The sequence below is a fragment of the Actibacterium pelagium genome (genome assembly GCF_002285415.1).
GTDB lineage: Bacteria > Pseudomonadota > Alphaproteobacteria > Rhodobacterales > Rhodobacteraceae > Actibacterium_B > Actibacterium_B pelagium.
On the sequence record NZ_NSBU01000006.1, the window covers coordinates 116,075 to 135,321 of the forward strand.

17 protein-coding genes are annotated in these 19,247 nt (G+C 57.4%); 15 read left to right on the forward strand and 2 right to left on the reverse strand.

Translation table 11 applies throughout. From position 1 onward, the window contains the following. The first annotated feature begins 3 nt into the window (after nt 1-3). The 12 genes from CLM58_RS07460 to CLM58_RS07520 all read left to right on the forward strand — a co-directional run bounded on the left by CLM58_RS07460 (nt 4) and on the right by CLM58_RS07520 (nt 11,464). Nucleotides 4-762, forward strand: a complete 759-nt coding sequence (locus CLM58_RS07460) for an SDR family NAD(P)-dependent oxidoreductase (protein ID WP_095595315.1) — start codon at nt 4-6, stop codon at nt 760-762. After that, nucleotides 759-1,739, forward strand: coding sequence for an alcohol dehydrogenase catalytic domain-containing protein (locus CLM58_RS07465; RefSeq protein ID WP_095595316.1), 981 nt, complete (start codon nt 759-761; stop codon nt 1,737-1,739). The genes CLM58_RS07460 and CLM58_RS07465 overlap by 4 nt, the downstream gene beginning before the upstream one ends. 11 nt (nt 1,740-1,750) lie before the next feature. After that, nucleotides 1,751-2,041 (forward strand): UxaA family hydrolase, encoded by a 291-nt coding sequence (locus CLM58_RS07470; protein ID WP_095595317.1) that lies wholly within the window; start codon nt 1,751-1,753, stop codon nt 2,039-2,041. Nucleotides 2,042-2,053: 12 nt separating this feature from the next. Next, nucleotides 2,054-3,235 (forward strand): UxaA family hydrolase, encoded by a 1,182-nt coding sequence (locus CLM58_RS07475; RefSeq protein WP_095595318.1) that lies wholly within the window; start codon nt 2,054-2,056, stop codon nt 3,233-3,235. A 645-nt stretch (nt 3,236-3,880) separates the two neighbouring features. After that, nucleotides 3,881-5,614 carry an ABC transporter substrate-binding protein gene (locus tag CLM58_RS07485; protein WP_095595320.1) on the forward strand — a complete coding sequence of 578 codons (1,734 nt, stop codon included), beginning with the start codon at nt 3,881-3,883 and terminating at the stop codon, nt 5,612-5,614. 134 nt (nt 5,615-5,748) lie between these two features. Further along, complete coding sequence (locus tag CLM58_RS07490; protein ID WP_095595321.1) at nt 5,749-6,813, forward strand: ABC transporter ATP-binding protein; 1,065 nt, start codon at nt 5,749-5,751, stop codon at nt 6,811-6,813. Nucleotides 6,814-6,820: 7 nt separating this feature from the next. Continuing rightward, entirely contained in the window at nt 6,821-7,906 is a 1,086-nt protein-coding gene (locus CLM58_RS07495) for an ABC transporter ATP-binding protein (protein ID WP_095595322.1), read from the forward strand. After that, complete coding sequence (locus tag CLM58_RS07500; protein WP_095595323.1) at nt 7,903-8,766, forward strand: carbohydrate ABC transporter permease; 864 nt, start codon at nt 7,903-7,905, stop codon at nt 8,764-8,766. The genes CLM58_RS07495 and CLM58_RS07500 overlap by 4 nt, the downstream gene beginning before the upstream one ends. 13 nt (nt 8,767-8,779) lie before the next feature. Further along, a complete protein-coding gene (locus CLM58_RS07505) occupies nt 8,780-9,577 on the forward strand; it encodes a carbohydrate ABC transporter permease (protein WP_095595324.1) in 798 nt (265 codons plus the stop codon). Continuing rightward, the gene (locus CLM58_RS07510; protein WP_095595325.1) at nt 9,577-9,855 is read left to right on the forward strand and encodes a DUF2160 domain-containing protein; all 279 of its coding nucleotides are present in this window, start codon (nt 9,577-9,579) and stop codon (nt 9,853-9,855) included. The genes CLM58_RS07505 and CLM58_RS07510 overlap by 1 nt, the downstream gene beginning before the upstream one ends. 87 nt (nt 9,856-9,942) lie before the next feature. Then, nucleotides 9,943-10,341 carry a BlaI/MecI/CopY family transcriptional regulator gene (locus tag CLM58_RS07515; protein WP_095595326.1) on the forward strand — a complete coding sequence of 133 codons (399 nt, stop codon included), beginning with the start codon at nt 9,943-9,945 and terminating at the stop codon, nt 10,339-10,341. After that, on the forward strand, nt 10,331-11,464 hold the full coding sequence (locus CLM58_RS07520; protein ID WP_095595327.1) for a M56 family metallopeptidase: 1,134 nt from the start codon (nt 10,331-10,333) through the stop codon (nt 11,462-11,464). The genes CLM58_RS07515 and CLM58_RS07520 overlap by 11 nt, the downstream gene beginning before the upstream one ends. A gap of 38 nt (nt 11,465-11,502) precedes the next feature. Here the strand turns inward: CLM58_RS07520 and CLM58_RS07525 are convergent, their stop codons facing one another. After that, complete coding sequence (locus CLM58_RS07525; RefSeq protein WP_095595328.1) at nt 11,503-12,261, reverse strand: DeoR/GlpR family DNA-binding transcription regulator; 759 nt, start codon at nt 12,259-12,261, stop codon at nt 11,503-11,505. A gap of 180 nt (nt 12,262-12,441) precedes the next feature. Between CLM58_RS07525 and glpD the strand changes: the two genes are divergently transcribed. From glpD to CLM58_RS07540, 3 genes are all read left to right on the forward strand, one after another. Continuing rightward, nucleotides 12,442-14,070 (forward strand): glycerol-3-phosphate dehydrogenase, encoded by a 1,629-nt coding sequence (glpD, locus tag CLM58_RS07530; RefSeq protein ID WP_095595594.1) that lies wholly within the window; start codon nt 12,442-12,444, stop codon nt 14,068-14,070. Next, nucleotides 14,067-15,554: a glycerol kinase GlpK gene (gene glpK, locus CLM58_RS07535; protein ID WP_095595329.1), complete on the forward strand. Its 1,488-nt coding sequence runs from the start codon at nt 14,067-14,069 to the stop codon at nt 15,552-15,554. Before glpD ends, glpK begins: the two co-directional genes overlap by 4 nt. 232 nt (nt 15,555-15,786) lie before the next feature. Continuing rightward, a complete protein-coding gene (locus CLM58_RS07540; RefSeq protein ID WP_095595330.1) occupies nt 15,787-16,545 on the forward strand; it encodes a sulfite exporter TauE/SafE family protein in 759 nt (252 codons plus the stop codon). Nucleotides 16,546-16,564: 19 nt separating this feature from the next. Here CLM58_RS07540 and CLM58_RS07545 read toward each other — a convergent pair whose 3' ends face one another. Next, a complete protein-coding gene (locus tag CLM58_RS07545; RefSeq protein ID WP_095595331.1) occupies nt 16,565-19,162 on the reverse strand; it encodes a cation-translocating P-type ATPase in 2,598 nt (865 codons plus the stop codon). Between the last annotated feature and the right edge of the window lie 85 nt (nt 19,163-19,247).

Genomic DNA, 19,247 nt, shown 5'->3' on the forward strand with positions numbered 1-19,247 from the left:
CTGGTGGCGCACTCCGACCTTTTCAGCGTTGAGGGGCGCGTTGCCCTTGTCACCGGGGCCAGTTCTGGCCTTGGGCGACATGCAGCAAATGTGCTGGCGAATGCCGGGGCCAAAGTTGTAGGCGTCGCCCGCCGAGCCGAAGCGCTAGAGGACTGGGCCAATAGTGTCGGTGATGCAGCGGCGGCCGTAGCCGGGGACATTGCTGAACTGTCAGGATTGCCCGAGTTGGCGCAGCAAATCCGATCTCCCTTTGGCAATCCGGACATTCTGGTCCATGCCGCCGGGCTAAACCCGCGCAGACCCGCAGAAGAGGTGACGCCCGAAATCTGGAGTGCGACGCTGGCGGTCAACCTGTCCGCCCCGTTCTTCCTGAGCCAGGCCTTCGTGCCGCCGATGAGGGCCAAAGGGTGGGGGCGGATCGTCAACTTTGCCTCGCTACAGTCCTTTCGGGCCTTCCCTGATGGACTGCCATATGGCGCGTCAAAGGGTGGCGTTGCCCAGATGACCCGCGCCATGGCCGAGGCTTGGTCTGGTGATGGGGTCAATGCCAACGCCATCGCGCCGGGCTTCTTTGAGACAGAGTTAACAGAAGCCGTCTTTGCAGACCCTGTGCGCGCAGCCCGAAATGCGGCGCAAACCTGTATCGGCCGCAACGGGGCACATGACGATCTTGATGGGCCTCTGTTGTTCCTTTGCTCGGATGCGTCTCGCTATGTGACCGGACAAATCATGATGCTGGATGGGGGGTTCACTGCAAAATGAAGGCGCTTGTTTATACCGGTCCGCAATCAATGGCCTACAGGGATGTTGCGGCCCCGGACCCGAAGACGGGTGAAGTTTTGATCCGTGTCGACAGTGTGGGGATTTGTGGCTCTGATATGCATGCTTTTCTAGGGCACGATGACCGACGCCCCGCGCCCCTTATCCTTGGTCACGAAGCTGCCGGAGTGATTGTTGGTGGCTCTCGCGATGGCGCGCGGGTCACGATCAATCCATTGGTGACGTGTGGCACTTGCTCGGCTTGTCTGTCGAAGCGCGAGAACTTGTGTCCAACGCGTCAGATCATCTCCATGCCGCCGCGCGAAGGCGCCTTCGCTGACTACGTCGGGATGCCAGAGAGCAATCTGGTCACCGTTCCAGATGGCTTTTCTCTGGCAAAGGCCGCTTTGGCAGAGCCCTTGGCGGTCAGTTGGCATGCGGTCCGTCTTGGGGTTGAGGCGCTGCACCCGTCAGACGACCGCCGAGCGATTGTTCTTGGGGGTGGCGCGATTGGCTTGGCTGCAGCGCTGGCGCTGAAGGCGATGGGCGTTAATGACGTTCTGATCGTTGAACCAAACGAGACCCGTCGCGCCTATCTTGAAAAGACCTGTGGTCTGCCAGCCGCCAAGGCGGCTGAGGGCCAGTATCCACTGGTGGTAGATGCGGTTGGCTATGCGGCGACCCGCGCGACGGCCTCGGCCATCGCGACTCCCGGTGGTGTCATCGTACACATCGGTCTGGGAGAAGACACCGGAGGTCTCGATATCCGCCGCATGACGCTGCAAGAGATCACCTTCATCGGCACCTATACCTACACCGCACAAGATTTTCGCGACACCGCCCAAGCCATGTTTGATGGCCGTTTGGGCGCCCTTGACTGGGTCGAAACCCGCCCGCTGTCAGAGGGCGCTTCGGCTTTTGCAGACATTAAAGCCGGACGTGTCGCGGCCCCGAAAACCATTCTTAAACCTGAAGCCTGAGGAGACTACAAATGGCTGAAATTCCGCACCTTCTTGTCCACGAACATGCCGACAATGTCGGTGTTGTGGTGGTCGAAGGGCTGACCGCAGGCACCGATATGCTGGTCTGCGTCACCCACGACAACTCGACTTTCCGCCTGACCGCAGGCGCGGATGTCCCGATCGGGCACAAGATCGCTCTGAAAGATTTCAAGGACGGCGATACAGCAATCAAATACGGCGAGGATATTGGCAAGATCATCGCCGACATTCCCAAGGGCGGCCACGTGCACACCCACAATTGCAAGACCAAACGCTGGTAAGGAGTGCGACTGATGCCATTCGATTTCAAAAATATGACCGTTCAGGGCTACCGCCGCGAAAACGGTCGCGTCGGGGTTCGTAACCACGTCATTATCCTGCCGGTAGACGATATCTCGAACGCCGCCTGCGAGGCTGTTGCCAACAACGTCAAGGGCACGCTTGCGCTGCCGCATGCTTATGGCCGCCTTCAATTCGGCGCGGATCTGGACCTGCATTTCCGTACCATGATTGGAACCGGGGCTAACCCGAATGTCGCTGCCGTGGTGGTTATCGGGATCGAGCCGGGTTGGACGAAGCGGATCGCCGACGGCATCCGTGAGACCGGCAAGCCGGTCGCAGAATTCTCGATCGAGCAGAAAGGCGACTTCGAGACCATCCGCCAGGCAAGCTGGGCCGCGAAAGAGTTTGTCCATCTCGCCACGGAATACCAGCGTGAGGAATGTTCTCTGAACGAGTTGTGGATTTCGACCAAGTGTGGTGAGTCTGACACCACCACCGGTCTTGGGTCCTGCCCGACCGTCGGCAACATGTACGACAAGCTGCTGCCCGAAGGGATCACCGGCTTCTTTGGTGAGACCTCAGAGATTACCGGGGCCGAACACATCTGTCAGAAACGCGCCATCAACGAAGAGGTTGGCGAGCGCTGGTACAAGATGTGGAAAGCCTATCAGGATGACGTAATCTTTGCGCATCAGACTGATGACCTGTCGGACAGCCAGCCGACCAAGGGCAATATCGAAGGTGGCCTGACCACCATCGAGGAAAAGGCCCTGGGTAATCTGGAGAAGATCGGTCGCACCTCGCAATATATCGATATTCTGGACGCGGCCGAAGCGCCCCAATCCGGCAACGGTCTGTACTTCATGGACTCGTCGTCGGCTGCTGCGGAATGCGTGACACTGATGGCTGCGGGTGGCGCTGTCATCCACACCTTCCCAACCGGGCAGGGTAACGTGGTCGGTAACCCGATCGTGCCGGTCATCAAGATCACCGCGAACCCCCGCACTGTCCGGACTATGGGTGAGCACGTCGATCTTGACGTGTCAGGCATCCTGCGCCGCGAGCAGACCATCGACGAGGCCGGTGATGCGCTGATCGAGATGATCCGCCGCACGGCCAACGGCCGTTATACCGCTGCCGAGGCTCTGGGACATCGCGAGTTCTCGATGACCAAGCTTTACCGCAGCGCCTAAATACTTCGGAGGTGGCGCCAACCTGTGCCACCTCCCACACCCAAGATTGGCTTTTGGGGTGCGGCATGTATCAACATGTCCTCATTCCGGTTGCAACCGAGCAAGAAAGCGTTGCTCCAAAAAGGATTGAACCTACACCAGCGCTGTTTGCGGACCGCGGTTGAGGCAAGGCCGCCCTTGGGGGCTGGCTTGGTCGCGAAAAGAGACGTTTTCTTTGAGCGTAAAGGGCACGGGCCAATCGGTCTTCCAGGCGCTTCACAAAATCATTTTGACCCGGAAAATTCGGCTGATTTCGGGGTGGGAAAAGCCCTTCGATTGCAAGCTTTGTCGACAATGATTCCCCTTTAATGCAGCGCAATACCGAAAGAAATAAATCATATACGAAAGAAAAAGATTGTGAATTTCCTAAGTACTCAAAGAAACGAACATGAGCTGGAATCGTGGCTAAGTAGTTGAAAGAAAATAAAAAACAACAAAATTCTAAGCTTTTATCTCGTTCTTTGTAATTTCTGCACCAGCAAAAACGAACATATTAATTTGTTCGTACTAAATAATTAGTTTGACAGGTGGTACATTGGTATGACAGCTCTGTGTCAGTCAAAGCGCATAAGCGGATTGGCATATAAATCTTAGGGAGGAAGCAAGATGCGTAAGTATCTCTTCTCCGCCGTTGCGGTATCGGCCGTGATTGCGGGAACAACTGGCTTTGCCGATGAGGCGGCCGCGAAAAAGTGGATCGACAGCGAGTTCCAGCCGTCGACTCTGAGCAAAGACGAACAAATGGCCGAGATGCAGTGGTTCATCAACGCCGCCGCGCCTTATGCGGGTATGGAAATCAACGTCCTGTCCGAAGGTATTCCCACACATGGTTATGAATCCGAAGTCCTGACCAAGGCCTTTGAAGAGATCACCGGCATCAAGGTGAACCACCAGATTCTGGGTGAGGGCGAAGTTGTGCAGGCGGTTCAGACCCAAATGCAGACCAAGCGGAACCTGTATGATGGCTATGTCAACGACTCGGACCTGATCGGGACGCACTCGCGTCTGCAACTGGCTTACAACCTGACCGACCAGATGGCGGGCGACTGGGCGGCGACAACCTCGCCGACGCTGGATCTGGATGACTTCATGGGCAGCCAGTTCACCACAGGTCCGGATGGTGACCTGTACCAGCTGCCGGACCAGCAGTTCGCGAACCTGTACTGGTTCCGTAAAGACTGGTTTGACCGCGCCGACCTTCAGGAAGCGTTTAAAGCCAAGTACGGCTATGACCTTGGTGTTCCGGTCAACTGGTCGGCCTATGAAGACATCGCCGAGTTCTTCTCGAACGACGTCAAGAACATCGATGGTGTCGATATCTATGGTCACATGGACTACGGCAAGCGCGCGCCTGACCTTGGTTGGCGCATGACCGACGCGTGGCTGTCGATGGCAGGCGCTGGTTCGAAAGGTGAGCCGAATGGCGTGCCGATCGACGAATGGGGCATCCGCATGGAAGCGGGTTCTTGTAACCCGGCAGGCGCAAGCGTTTCCCGCGGTGGTGCGGCGAACGGCCCGGCTGCGGTCTATGCGATCCGTAAGTGGGACGAGTGGCTGCGCAACTATGCACCGCCCGGTGCCGCAAGCTTTGACTTCTACCAGTCGCTGCCTGCCCTGTCGCAAGGCAACGTTGCTCAGCAGATCTTCTGGTACACCGCCTTCACCGCAGACATGGTGAAACCGCAGTCTGAAGGCAACAACACCGTGGATGCCGATGGCAACCCGCTGTGGCGGATGGCACCCAGCCCGCATGGCCCCTACTGGGAAGAAGGCCAGAAGGTTGGTTATCAGGACGTGGGTTCCTGGACTTTCCTGAAGTCGACCCCGTCGGATCGTGCTCAGGCAGCTTGGCTTTATGCCCAGTTCGTGACGTCCAAGACTGTTGACGTGAAGAAGTCCCACGTGGGTCTGACCTTCATCCGCGACAGCTCGGTCAACCACGAGTCCTTCAGCGAACGCGCACCGAAGCTGGGTGGTCTGGTGGAATTCTATCGCTCGCCTGACCGCGTTGCATGGTCGCCGACCGGTATCAACGTTCCGGACTATCCGAAGCTGGCCCAAATCTGGTGGCAGCAGATCGGTGACGTGAACTCGGGTGCCTTCACCCCGCAAGAGGCGATGAATCGCCTGGCCGAGGAGATGGATATCACCATGGCCCGGATGCAGGCAGCAGACGAACGTGCCAACGTCTATGGTGGCTGTGGTCCGCGTCTGAACGAAGAGCAGAGTGCCGAGTACTGGTACGCCAATGGTGGTGCGAAACCTCCGCTGGCGAACGAGAAGCCGCAGGGCAAGACCGTCAACTATGACGAGCTGGTTGCCCGGTGGGCCGCTCAGTAAACTGAAGATCCCCGCCGGCTGGCGGCGGGGACCCCTCTACAGGCACCGGTAGTCCTTCATTTTCCGGTGCCACAGGTCCCGACGCGGCCTCTCCCCGTCGCGCGGGACGCCTTATCTGAAAGAAACGCAGTACAATGGCACTCGAACTTCGAAAAGTGACCAAACGTGTTGGCGCAGAGCTACACATCAAGGAGACTTCGCTGATCCTTGAGCCGGGTCACTTCAATGTCCTTCTGGGCGCGACCGGGTCCGGCAAGACATCCCTGATCAAGATGATGGCAGGGCTTGACCCCATCGCAAGCGGTCAGGTCTGGATGGATGGCCAGGACGTCACGCAGCTGAACACGCAGAAGCGCAATATCAGCTTGGTCCACCAGTTTTTCATCAACTATCCGCACATGACGGTATTCGATAATATCGCCTCGCCCCTGCGCGTGGCCGGCATGGCGAAATCCGAAATTCAAGGTCGCGTGGAAGAGGCCGCAGATATTCTGCAATTGCGCCCGATGTTGCACCGCCGCCCGCAGGAACTGTCTGGCGGTCAGCAGCAGCGAACGGCGCTGGCCCGCGCGATTGCGAAGGAAAGCAAGGCGGTTTTCCTGGACGAACCTTTGGCCAACCTTGACTACAAGCTTCGCGAAGAGCTTCGTGATCAGCTGCCAGAGTTGTTTGCCGGTCGCGGCGCCGTGGTGGTTTATGCCACCTCAGAGCCGGAAGAGGCGCTGCTGCTGGGTGGTCGGACAGCCTTGATGGATGATGGGCGCGTCACCCAATTTGGTGTCACGGCTGATATCTATCGCAACCCTTCTAACGTGCTGGCGGCAAGCGTCTTTTCGGACCCGCCAATCAACACGGCCGAGATTGTGAAGCAGGGCGATACGGCTCTTATGAATGCCGGGGTCAGTTGGACCTTGAGTGGCGATGCCGCGGGTCTGGCGGACGGCACCTATACCGTCGCGATCCGTCCGCACCACGTGGTGCCTGTTGCTGACGATCATGCGACCGTTCACATGTCGGGGCGGGTGCAGGTGACCGAACTGTCTGGCTCTGAAAGTTCTGCACATTTCGAGATGGGCGACAGCAGTTGGGTCTCATTGTCCCCCGGCGTCCATCCCTACGAAGTGGGTGAAATCCACGAATTCTTCATGAACCCGGACGCGTGCTATTTCTTTGCACCCGACGGGTCACGGGCAGCGTGAGGCGACTATGGCTAAAATCACTCTATCCAAGCTGCGTCACAGCTATTACCCGAACCCCAAAGACCCTTCGGATTACGCTCTGAAAGAGATTGATCTGGAATGGACCGATGGCGGCGCCTATGCGCTTTTGGGCCCATCGGGTTGCGGGAAGTCGACCCTTCTGAACATTATCTCTGGTCTGCTGGTTCCTTCTGATGGTCGCATCCTGTTTGACGGGAATGATGTTACCGATCTGGCCCCCGACAAGCGCAACATCGCGCAGGTATTCCAGTTCCCGGTGATCTACGACACGATGACCGTTTACGATAACCTGGCTTTCCCCCTGCGAAACCGTGGGCGCAGCGAAGAGATCGTCCATGAACGTGTCATGGCCATCGCCGAGATGCTGGAAGTCACCGACATGCTGCAGACCCGTGCGGCAGGTCTGTCTCCGGATAACAAGCAGAAAATCTCGATGGGGCGCGGGCTGGTGCGCGAGGACGTGAACGTTGTCATGTTCGACGAGCCGCTGACCGTGATCGACCCGCATCTGAAGTGGAAGCTGCGTTCGAAGCTGAAAGAGCTTCACCAGCGCGTCAAAGCCACGATGATCTATGTGACCCATGACCAGACAGAGGCTTTGACCTTTGCCGATCAGGTGGTGGTCATGCAGGAGGGCGAGATCGTACAGATCGGCACCCCGGTCGAATTGTTCGAACGTCCCGCGCATACCTTTGTTGGCCACTTCATCGGGTCGCCCGGTATGAACGTCCTGCCCGCAGAGTTGCGAGGCGGTGTGGCCTACTTCGGCGACAGCGCCGTGGCCTTGGAAGGTCCGGTTCAGGGCCAACCTGCCGGCAATATCGAAATTGGCATACGCCCAGAGTTTGTTTCGCTTGGTGATGCAGGTCTGCCTGCCACGGTCACCAAAGTCTCTGACATTGGTCGTCACATCGTTGTCGAGTGTCAGGCGAGTGGCGCCAAGATCAATGCCATCATCGAGGGCGAAGCGCCGAGCCAAGGGGCAGAGGTCAATCTTGTCTTCGACCAAAGCCAGACGCGACTTTACGTCGACGGCTGGATCGCAACGCAGGCCCAGGAGGCAGCAGCATGAAAACCGTAAACCATAAAGGATGGTACTTCGTTGCGCCGGTTCTGGTCCTGGTGGCCTTTAATGCGCTGATCCCGATGATGACCGTCGTCAACTATTCGGTGCAAGAAACCTTCGGTGACAACGTGTTCTTCTGGGAGGGCCTGACATGGTTCGAACAGATTCTGCGGTCCGATCGTTTCCATGCGGCCCTTGGGCGGCAGTTCATGTTTACCGCGCTGATCCTGCTCATCGAGGTCCCGCTGGGCATTGCCATCGCCCTGTCGATGCCGCGCAAAGGGTTCTGGGTGCCGGTCTGTCTGGTCACCATGGCCTTGCCAATGCTGATCCCGTGGAATGTGGTTGGCGCGATGTGGAACATCTTTACCCTGCCGGACATCGGTCTGCTTGGGTATTTCCTGAACCACACGCTTGGCATCAACTATGACATGACACAGGATCCTGTTGCGGCCTGGGTGACCATTATCACCATGGATGTCTGGCACTGGACCTCGCTGGTCGTGCTGCTCAGCTATGCCGGTCTGGTCTCGATCCCGGACGCCTATTATCAGGCGGCCAAGATCGACGGGGCCAGCAATTGGGCGGTGTTCCGGTTCATCCAACTGCCCAAGATGAAGAATGTTCTGACCATCGCGATCCTTCTGCGGTTCATGGACAGTTTCAACATCTACACAGAGCCCTTCGTCCTGACGGGCGGTGGCCCCGGCAACTCGACCACGCTTCTGTCGATCGACCTTGTGAAAATCGCCCTTGGGCAGTTCGACCTAGGTCCCGCAGCCGCCATGTCGCTTATCTACTTCGCAATCACTCTTCTGGTCAGCTGGCTGTTCTACACGCTGATGACCAAAGACGATCAGAACTAAGGAGGCCCTGGATATGCAAAAACGATCCATCGTCCCCATCGTCTATATCCTGTTCCTGTTGCTGCCGATATATTGGCTGGTCGCAATGAGCTTCAAGACGACGAATGAAATCCTCGCGGGCTTCTCTTTGTTCCCGCAGACCTTCACGCTTGAGAACTATGCGACGATCTTCACCGATCCCAGCTGGTACTGGGGCTACATCAACTCGATCTTGTACGTGTCGATCAACACGGTGATCTCTGTCTGTGTTGCGTTGCCAGCGGCCTATGCCTTTAGCCGGTATCGCTTTCTGGGCGACAAGCAGCTGTTCTTCTGGCTGCTGACCAACCGGATGGCACCTGCTGCGGTCTTCGCGCTGCCCTTCTTCCAACTGTATTCGGCTGTGGGGCTGTTCGATACCCATCTTGCCGTTGCGCTGGCCCACTGCCTGTTCAACATCCCGCTGGCGGTCTGGATCCTTGAAGGGTTCATGGGTGGAGTACCGAAAGAGTTGGATGAAACCGCCTTTGTCGACGGCTACTCCTTCCCGCGCTTCTTCGCGACGATCTTCGTCCCGGCGATCAAAGCGGGCGTAGGTGTGGCGGCCTTCTTCTGCTTCATGTTCTCATGGGTGGAGTTGCTGCTGGCCAAGACCCTGACGGCTGTTGATGCGAAACCCATCGCGGCGACCATGACCAAGACGGCCTCTTCCGCAGGGTACGAGCTTGGCCTGCTGGCGGCTGCGGGCACACTGACAATCATCCCGGGCGCAATCGTGATCTACTTCGTCCGCAACTATATCGCGAAGGGCTTCGCGATGGGGAGGGTATAATGCTAAGTTGGATGGCCTGGACCTGGCCCACCGCCCTGTTGTTCATCGGTATCTTCACCGCGATCGGGACCTTGATCATGATCGAGATCCGCCACCCCGGCGGCGATGAGCGCCGGGGCGTTCTGGGGCTGACCACCACCCGCGGTGACCGCCTGTTCATCAGCCTTCTGGGCACAAGCTATATCTTTTTGGCTTGGCTTGGGCTGGTTGGAATGCCGCTATGGACACCACTCGGACTGTCAATCGCCTGGGGAATCTTCTGCTTCTGGAAAGTCTAGAAACCCTATCTCTTAAAAAAATAGTTTGTCCCGGCATTGGTATCGGCTACCTTGCCGGGACAGCTTCAAAACGGACCGCTTAAGTCAATGCCAAGAAAACAGAACAACGATCTTCTGACCGAGGTAGAGCTCGAGTTTATGAACGTCGTCTGGGAAACCGGCGGCGGAACCGTGCGTGACATCCTTGCCGAACTGAACAAAGTGCAAGAGCGGGCGTATACGTCCGTGGCGACTGTTTTGAAGATCATGGAGCAAAAAGGGTTTCTGACCAGCGAACGACGTGATCGCTCGTTAGTGTATCATCCGACTGTTCCGAAGGCAGATTACCAAAAAACGACGCTGAAGAACCTATCAAGCAAGCTTTTCAATGATACGCCTGCCGCTCTTGTCGCGCGCCTTGTGGAGGACGAGGACGTGACCAGCGAAATGCTGGAAGAGATGCGGGCGCTGCTGAACGAAAGGTTGGGGGAGGACAATGGACTCTGATGCGCTGCTGAATACGTATATAGACCTGAACCTGTTACTGCTCGCCGGAGCGATGATCTGGCTGGCCTTGCGATGGGGTTTGGCAAGGATTGGGCTTGGGGCGGCTTTCCTGCCTCAGCTGCGACTGATGAATTGGATGATCATCATCCTCGCCCTGTCGCCCGTGTTTGCCTCTGCTGTCAGCCATTGGATCGTCGCCCGCCCTCCGAACCTGTCTGACATGCTGGTTTCGCAATATCTGCAGGGTAACGTGCAGATGAGTGCGTCAGATTTCGAAGCGCTGCTGGGGGCCCGAGAAGAGGGCGTTCGCGCGCTTCTGTCGATGCAGTCCGTCGGGGCCAAAGCCCTTTTGGCAGGGTTCTTTTTGGGGGCGTTGTTCTGTTTCGGTCAAACTGCTCTCGCAGTTATCCGGTTGCGTAACATCGTCTCTCGTGCGTTTCACTGGAAGCGGATTGGGACCGTCAACCTGATGTTCAGCGACACCGCCAAGGTTGCCTTTTCGACCCGTGGGCTTTTCAAGCGTTATGTCATCCTGCCCTCGACCCTGTTGCAGTCGCCTAAAGACCTACGCCTAACCATCAGCCATGAGATTCAGCACTTCCGTCAGCGGGACATCGAATTCGAACTTTTACTAGAGGTTCTGCGCCCAATGTTGTGGTGGAACCCGGCCTTCCACATCTGGCGCCGCGAAGTCCGTCAGATGCGTGAATACGCGTGCGATCAGGCCCTGATTTCGCGCCCGAATTTCGACGCGCGCGCGTATTGTGAATGTTTGATCCGGGCCTGCACGGTCGCGGCACAAGAACGCGCCTATTTCACACGTCGCACACCAGCTGTGGCGCTTGTGGATCGCCGCGAAACCCGTCGCAGTTCTTCGCTCTATCGCCGTATTCTGCATGTTGCAGATGGGGCAGGGCGCCCGGGCAGCCGTGCAAGCTGGACCATGGTGTCTTGCCTGCTGGTCTTTGCGGTCTTCTCGACCGCTGTCATGATTCAGCGCCCTGCAGAGTGGAGCCATGACCGCATCATGTTGTCGACGGTCGTGAACCTAGAGCGTATGGCCAAGCGCAGCGAACCACCCGTCAGCCCGTTTCAGGGCGGGTTCGTAGGGGTTACGGATTAACTGCTCGGGTTAGTGCGCTGGCAGGCTGCCCGTAAGATCTAGGGCACAATGATTTGCGTTCCCCAGTCAGAGCATTTCGCGGCCAGATCGTCGGTCAGCGGCTGATCGGTAAAACACGCGTCAATCTCGGACAGCGAACAAATGCGCGCCGGAGCGCTTCTTTCAAATTTGGAATGATCGGCGACCAGAAAGATGTTTCTGGCCTGTCGGATGATCGTCTGGCTGACGCCGACCTCTTGAATGTCATAATCAAGCAGGTCCCCGTCTTCATCCACGGCCGAACAACCGATGATCGCATAATCATATTTGAACTGCTCGATGGCGCGCATTGTCTGACTTCCGACCAGCCCGCCGTCGGTGCGCCGCAGGGCGCCCCCCATCACCACAACTTCGCAGTTTGAATTGTCTGCAAGAATATTGGCGACGTTCAGGTTATTGGTGAACACCAGAAGATTGGCATGGTTCAGAAGGGCAGTTGCCACGGCTTCGGTGCTGGTGCCGATGTTCAGAAAGACAGAGCTGTCTTCTGGAATGAGTTCCGCACATTTATGGGCGATAGCGGCCTTGGCCTCTTCGTTCAGCCCTCGCCGATGTTCGTAGCCGATATTGGACACGGTGGAGGGAATGATCGCCCCGCCGTGGACCCGGTCCAGCTTGCCGGTCTCGGCCAGTTCGGTCAGATCGCGGCGGATCGTCTGAACGGTTACCTGAAAGTGCTCGGCCAGCCCTTCTACCGTGACCTTGCCCTCGCGACGGGCGATTTCAAGAATTTCCGGCTGACGAAAGGTTTGGGACATAAGGGGCTCGCTTTTCTTTCGAATGTGTTCGGTTTTCCGGCGTGACTCAAGGGAAGTCCAGCGAATTCCGACAGGAATCCTCAATTCTGCGTAATAACGAACAATAACGAATATATTTGCGTTGAAAATGGAATAATTCTGTGTTCGTAAGGGTTCGTAACGGACGTGCTGGAGATTCTGATGTCCCACTTCAATGAAACCGAAACCCCGGTTGACCTGTTTGTTATCGGCGGCGGCATCAATGGCTGCGGTATCGCGCGGGATGCCGCGGGTCGGGGCCTGTCGGTGATGTTGGCCGAGAAGAACGACTTGGCGTCGGCGACATCCTCGGCGTCGACCAAGATGTTTCATGGTGGGCTGCGCTACCTAGAGTATTTCGAGTTTGGCCTTGTCGCCAAGGCCCTGAAAGAGCGCGAGGTACTGCTACGTGCCATGCCGCATATCAGTTGGCCGATGCGGTTTGTTCTGCCGTATCACAAAGACATGCGGTTCGAAGGATCGACGCCAACCTCGCGGTTGCTGAGCTTGGTTATGCCTTGGATGAAGGGGCGGCGACCGGCTTGGCTGATCCGGTTGGGGCTGTTTCTATACGACACGCTTGGTGGGCGTCAGAAGATCCTTCCGGGGACCAGTACGGTCAACCTGCGTAAGGATGTTACGGGTAAACCGTTGCAACAGCGCTTTGCCAAGGCGTTTGAATATTCGGATTGCTGGGTCGAAGATTCCCGGCTGGTTGTCCTGAACGCCCGCGACGCCGAGGCCCGAGGCGCAACAATCCTGACGCGAACAGAGGTTGTCAGCGCTGAAAGAAAAGACGGGCTTTGGAAGGTGGTTTTGAACGATCGCGAAACCGGTGCGCAGTCGACGGTTTTTGCCCGCGCGTTGGTCAACGCTGGCGGCCCTTGGGTGGCAGATGTGATCCAGCAAAAACTGCGCCTGAATTCTAGCGAAGGGGTTCGGTTGGTGCGCGGCAGTCACATTGTCACCAAGCGCCTTTATGACCACGACAAGGCCTATTTCCTCCAAGGCGAAGACGGGCGGATCATCTTTGTCATTCCTTACGAAGAAGACTTCACCCTGATCGGCACCACTGATCTGGATCATGAAGACTTGTCGAAAGCCCCTGAGTGTACCGACGCAGAGGCCGACTATCTGTGCGCCTTCGCATCAAACTATTTTGAGAAGCCGCTAACGCGTGATGATGTGGTCTGGAGCTATTCCGGTGTGCGCCCGCTTTATGACGACGGGGCAAGCTCTGCGACGGCCGCAACCCGTGACTATGTACTATCACTGGATCAGGCGGGCGATGCAGCGCCGATCCTGAACGTCTTTGGCGGCAAGATCACCACCTACCGCAAGCTGGCCGAAAACGCGCTTGCCAAGCTGCAGCCCTTCTTTCCACAAGCAACCGGGGATTGGACCGCGGGGGTCACTTTGCCCGGTGGGGATTTCCCGGTTGATGGAGTTCCACGGCTGATTACCCAATTGCAGACAGACTATCCCTTTCTGGATGACTATTGGGCGCGCCGCTTGGTCAAAGCCTATGGCACCGAGGCTCAACAGATGCTGGTTGGCGCAAGCGGGGAAAAGGATCTGGGGCGGGCCTTTGGTGCGACCTTGACAGAGCGCGAGGTCCGGTGGCTCATGGCACATGAATATGCCCGTCGTGCCGAGGATGTCGTTTGGCGGCGCAACCGGTTGGGGCTTCGGATGAGCAAGGATCAGATCGCGGCGCTCGACCAATGGATGGCCACCGCGTACGCGGAGGGGGCTAAAAATAAATCGCCGGTGGAGGAGGCTGTCCAATGACCCATATTCTTGCGATCGATCAGGGGACGACCTCGACACGGGCTATCCTTTTTGATAGGGCGATGTCTGTGGTCGACAGTTCCCAGCAAGAGTTTGCACAGCATTTCCCGGATTCAGGCTGGGTAGAGCATGACCCCGAAGACTTGTGGACCACCACGGTCGATACGTGCCGAGAGGTTCTGGCGAAGACCGGTCTGACGGCAAGCGACGTCACCGCCATTGGGATTACAAACCAGCGTGAAACCACCGTGGTCTGGGATCGTAAGACCGGCAAGGCCATCCACAATGCAATTGTCTGGCAGGACCGCCGGACATCAAGCCTGTGCCAGACACTTCGGGACGCGGGCCATCAGGCAATGGTGACCGAGAAGACCGGTCTGCTTCTGGACCCCTATTTTTCTGGGACAAAGCTGAAGTGGATTCTCGACAACGTCGAGGGCGCACGGGAGCAGGCCGAGAAGGGCGAACTTTTGTTCGGCACGGTCGATAGCTTTCTGATTTGGAAGATGACCAATGGCGCCGCGCATGTCACGGATGCCACCAACGCCGCGCGCACCATGCTTTATGATATCCGCAAAGGCCGGTGGAGCCAGACAATCTGTGACATGCTGGATATTCCGATGCAGATGCTACCAGAGGTCAAGGATTGTGCCGCCGATTTCGGCCATGCGACGGCCGATTTCGCAGGGGCCGAGCTGCCTATCCTAGGTGTTGCCGGTGACCAGCAGGCGGCGACTGTTGGGCAGGCCTGTTTCCAGCCGGGGATGCTGAAATCCACCTATGGAACGGGCTGTTTTGCTCTGTTGAATACGGGCGATACGCCGGTGATCAGCCAGAACCGCCTGCTGACCACGATCGCCTACCAGCTGGACGGCAAGCCGACCTATGCGCTTGAAGGTTCGATCTTTATCGCGGGTGCCGTGGTGCAATGGCTGCGGGATGCGTTGAAGATCATCGACAGCGCGGCCGAGACGCAAGAACTGTCTCAATCTGCCGATCCAACGCAATCGCTGATCCTTGTACCCGCTTTCACTGGGCTGGGTGCGCCATACTGGAACCCGGATTGCCGGGGCGCGATCTTTGGGCTGACCCGAAACTCTGGCCCGGCCGAGTTCTCTCGTGCAGCTTTGGAATGCGTTGGCTTCCAGACACGCGATCTGTTGGAAGCGATGCAGGCGGACTGGGGTGCGGGCTCTGGCTCTGCCACCCTGCGTGTCGACGGCGGGATGAGCGCAAGCGATGTAGCGATGCAGTTCCTGTCCGATATCATCGGAGCAGAGGTCGACCGCCCGGTCGTGCTGGAAACCACGGCGATTGGTGTGGCCTGGCTGGCAGGGATGCGGGCTGGTGTCTACCCGAACATGGAAGAGTTCGCTGCGCACTGGCAACGCGAACACCAGTTCGCGCCGTCCATGGATGCAGAGACACGTACCGAAAAATACGCAGCCTGGAAACGAGCGGTAGAGGCAACCATCAGCGTTTAGGTAAGGTTGAGGCCTTTTGGGGAAAACTCACACACACAAAGGTCTGGCGGCAACCGTGGTCGGGCCTTTCCCTTAGCGTATGACGAAGGCCAAATTTCCTAGGGAAATAGTGGTTGGTTTGTTGTCCGAATTTCCGTTTTCTTACTTTTCTTTCTTAGATCTGAGTTTCTGCGCCTAGTGAGCTATTGATCGGTTCAGGATGACCGATAATGTGCTCACGTAAGAGGACTAGATGATCAGTGAGTTTACGTTAAACCTGCCGCCGTATGCCCTGGCTTTGACGGGTGTCGTTATCTTTGTCGCCTCCTTTGCGCGGGGATATTCAGGCTTTGGCTTCTCAGCCATTCTGATGGCGGGTTTGCTGCCCATCCTGCCAGCATCGCAGCTGGTCCCGCTTTCCATCGCGCTAGAGATTTTGGCGTCTTGTAGTCTTGCGCCGCGCATCCTGCCGGACATCAACCGACGGTTTTTGGCAATCCTTCTGGTCGCCAGCCTGATCGGAACCCCTGCTGGCGTTTTCCTGCTGTCTTACTTTCCAGAAGACAAGCTGAGCCTCGCGGTTTACGGCGTTATTCTCGTCTCGACCGGTCTGATGCTGTTGTCGTCCTGGCGGCCTTTTTCTGTCGCCTTACCGGGGTTGTTTTTGGCGGGGCTGGTTGCCGGTGCCGTCAACGGTGCGACCGCCTTAAGCGGGTTGGTGCTGGCGCTCTTCTTCACCTCTTCGACGGTAGCTTCGCACACCATGCGAGCGACAATGATCGCTTACCTCTTTTTCACGGACGTTATCACCGGCGGTATGTTGTTCGCCGCGGATCACTACGACATGGTGACGCTGTGGCGGATTTTGGCCTTTGCGCCAATCATGCTTGTAGGGATTTGGCTGGGGTCACGGCATTTCCTTTCGACACCGACTGAATCCTTCAAGAACAGGGTTTTGTGGTTGCTTTTGCTCTTTTGCATTGCCGGTGCTGGACGGTTGGTCTTGAGCTGATCCGCTCAAGTCTGAAGGTTCATTCAGCTTGGGGCCCGTCTTGGGTGGTGCGCAGGGTCTTTATAATCTCCGGCACAGCAACCAGTGGAATAGCGAACAAAGCGATCATCTGCCAGTGTTCCCACCCCAAGGGGGCTGTTCGCAAAAGCGTCTGCAATGGCGGCCAGTATACCGCGGCAAGCTGGGCACCGATCATGGCAACCAATGCCAAGATCAACAACGGGTTCGAGAACCAGCCCAGTTTCCAGCACGGCCGCGTAAAAGACCTGAAGGCGAAAACGCTCATCTTCTCGAACAGGACCATGCCGCTGAAGGCGACAGTGCGTGCAATGGCCTCGCCCTCATGCATGAAGCTATGGAACAGATACAGGCTCGCGGTCCCGGTGTAGGCACCAAATGCAAGAATGATCCACATCGCAGTGCGGTCCAGAATGCCGGATTTTGGATTGCGCGGCGGCTGCGTCATCTGATCCGAGGTGCCGGGTTCTAGCCCCAACATCAGCGCGGTCACACCATCGGTAACAAGGTTCATCCAAAGAATTTGGGTTGGCAAAAAGATCAAAGGGCCGCCAAGGGCGAGATTGATAAGAATTGCGACAACTTCACCTGCGTTTGATGACAACAGGTACCGTACGAACCGTTGGATGTTGGCGAACTGTCGTCTGCCCTCTCGGATCGCGCGCTCTAGCGTGGCGAAGTTGTCGTCCAGCAAAACAAGGTCGGCTGCATCTTTGGCGACATCGGTGCCGCGTGTGCCCATAGCCACACCAATATCTGCTTTCTTCAGGGCGGGGGCATCATTCACGCCATCCCCGGTCATGGCTACGATTTGCCCATCTGCCTGAAGGGTGCGGATCAAGCGCATTTTGTGTTCGGGCGAGGTCCGGGCGAAAAGGACGGGCTGTTTCAGAAGCTGCGCAAGAGCTTCGTCATCGGTCTGTTCCAGTTCGGCACCGGTGATGGTTCGTTCGACTGGCATGTTCAGCTTTTCGGCGATCGCCCGCGCTGTCAGTGGCCCGTCGCCGGTGATCATGATCACGTCGATACCTGCGGACTTGCAGGCTTGGATCGCTGCGCGAACTTCTGGGCGCGGCGGGTCGACCATACCGACAAGTCCGATGAATTCGAGCGACTCTTCCTTGACCTCGGTCTGAGAGACTTCGCGCCGCGCAAGAGCAATGACACGCAGCCCGCGCTCTGCAAAAGAGGCATAGGCGGTTTCAATGGATTTGCGATCGGCATCGGTCAGCACAGCCGTTCCGTTGGGGCCGCGCCAATGGGTGCAGACATCCAGAACCTGTTCCGGGGCACCTTTGACCAGCTGGATCAGGTCTTCGCCCAACCAGCGAACGGTACTCATGCGTTTGCGCGCTGACGAAAAGGGTATTTCGGACAAGGCCGGCCCCGCGGGTATCGAGGTCCAGCCTTTGTACGCAAAGGTTAGCAATGCGCCTTCGGTTGGGTCGCCGACCATTTGCCACTGCGCTCCTTCGCGCCGAAGCTTGGCATGGTTACAGCCAACCATCACATCCAGTGCCGCGTCCAGATCGGCATTCGCGCCGTAACGAATAGGTTGACCTTCTAGCAAAATGCGCCCGGTCGGATCATATCCCGTTCCCACCGCATCATATTGACGACCAGTAATCCACAATGTCTCGGTCGTCATCATATTTTCGGTTAAGGTGCCCGTCTTGTCGGTGCAGATCACCGACGCAGAGCCAAGCGTTTCCATCGCCTGCAAACGCCGCGCCAATGCTTTCTGTCGCACCATCGCGGCAGCCCCAAGCGCGAGGCTGATCGTCACAACCGCGGGCAATCCTTCGGGCACGATGGCCACAGCCATCGAAAGTCCGGTCATGACCATGTCGATGACGTCACGACCCACAAGAACCCCGACCAAGGCAACGGCTACCCCGATCCCGATTGCAACCAGACCCAACTGCGCGCCAAGTTTCCCCAGTTGCCGAGAGAGGTTGGTTTCTTTCTCGCCGACAGAGCCGGTCAGGGTCGCGATCTTGCCAAATGCGGTCTTTGACCCGGTCGCTTCAACAATCGCCTCGGCCCTGCCAGAGACCACATGGGTGCCCATCATAACTGTGTTGTTTGCGTCGTCAGGGCGAATGGATTTGGAAACCGGTGCGGATTCGCCCGTCAGAACGCTCTCATCGACGCGCAGCTCAAGGGCGGTGGTTAGTCTTGCATCCGCAGGCACTTGGTCGCCTGCATCCAGAAGGATCAAATCCCCCGGAACGATTTCGCGGCGGTCGATCTCGATCAACTCTTGGTCCCGGATCACACGCGCCTTCGGGGCCAGCATATTGCGCAGGGCGGCCAGCGCGGTCTCGGCACGCCATTCCTGCACGAACCCAAGAACCCCGTTCAGGATGACGACCATCCCGATCGCAATACTGTCGACATGCTCTCCAAGTACCAATGCGACAAGCGCAGCACCAAGCAACAGCAACACCAATAATCCGGTAAACTGGCGCAGTAGAATTCGCCAAACCGATATTGGTTTGGCTTCAGCCAGCGCGTTGGGGCCGTGCTTTTGAAGCCGTTTGGCAGCCTCTGCACTGGTTAGGCCGGTAGGTTGGTTTTGTGGCTCGTCCGGACGCATGGTGAGTGTTCTGCCCTGATTAGAATACTTCCCAGTTTGAGCATGCCTGAAATTCAGGCTTTGAGGCAGGTCAAATTGGCTTAAG

What these genes read in the sequence shown, in the direction of transcription:
- CLM58_RS07465 (WP_095595316.1), top strand. Translation starts at nt 759, where the DNA reads ATGAAGGCGCTTGTTTATACCGGTCCGCAATCAATGGCCTACAGGGAT.
- CLM58_RS07470 (WP_095595317.1), top strand. Translation starts at nt 1,751, where the DNA reads ATGGCTGAAATTCCGCACCTTCTTGTCCACGAACATGCCGACAATGTC.
- CLM58_RS07475 (WP_095595318.1), top strand. Translation starts at nt 2,054, where the DNA reads ATGCCATTCGATTTCAAAAATATGACCGTTCAGGGCTACCGCCGCGAA.
- CLM58_RS07485 (WP_095595320.1), top strand. Translation starts at nt 3,881, where the DNA reads ATGCGTAAGTATCTCTTCTCCGCCGTTGCGGTATCGGCCGTGATTGCG.
- CLM58_RS07490 (WP_095595321.1), top strand. Translation starts at nt 5,749, where the DNA reads ATGGCACTCGAACTTCGAAAAGTGACCAAACGTGTTGGCGCAGAGCTA.
- CLM58_RS07495 (WP_095595322.1), top strand. Translation starts at nt 6,821, where the DNA reads ATGGCTAAAATCACTCTATCCAAGCTGCGTCACAGCTATTACCCGAAC.
- CLM58_RS07500 (WP_095595323.1), top strand. Translation starts at nt 7,903, where the DNA reads ATGAAAACCGTAAACCATAAAGGATGGTACTTCGTTGCGCCGGTTCTG.
- CLM58_RS07505 (WP_095595324.1), top strand. Translation starts at nt 8,780, where the DNA reads ATGCAAAAACGATCCATCGTCCCCATCGTCTATATCCTGTTCCTGTTG.
- CLM58_RS07510 (WP_095595325.1), top strand. Translation starts at nt 9,577, where the DNA reads ATGCTAAGTTGGATGGCCTGGACCTGGCCCACCGCCCTGTTGTTCATC.
- CLM58_RS07515 (WP_095595326.1), top strand. Translation starts at nt 9,943, where the DNA reads ATGCCAAGAAAACAGAACAACGATCTTCTGACCGAGGTAGAGCTCGAG.
- CLM58_RS07520 (WP_095595327.1), top strand. Translation starts at nt 10,331, where the DNA reads ATGGACTCTGATGCGCTGCTGAATACGTATATAGACCTGAACCTGTTA.
- CLM58_RS07525 (WP_095595328.1), bottom strand. Translation starts at nt 12,261, where the DNA reads ATGTCCCAAACCTTTCGTCAGCCGGAAATTCTTGAAATCGCCCGTCGC.
- glpD (WP_095595594.1), top strand. Translation starts at nt 12,442, where the DNA reads ATGTCCCACTTCAATGAAACCGAAACCCCGGTTGACCTGTTTGTTATC.
- glpK (WP_095595329.1), top strand. Translation starts at nt 14,067, where the DNA reads ATGACCCATATTCTTGCGATCGATCAGGGGACGACCTCGACACGGGCT.
- CLM58_RS07540 (WP_095595330.1), top strand. Translation starts at nt 15,787, where the DNA reads ATGATCAGTGAGTTTACGTTAAACCTGCCGCCGTATGCCCTGGCTTTG.
- CLM58_RS07545 (WP_095595331.1), bottom strand. Translation starts at nt 19,162, where the DNA reads ATGCGTCCGGACGAGCCACAAAACCAACCTACCGGCCTAACCAGTGCA.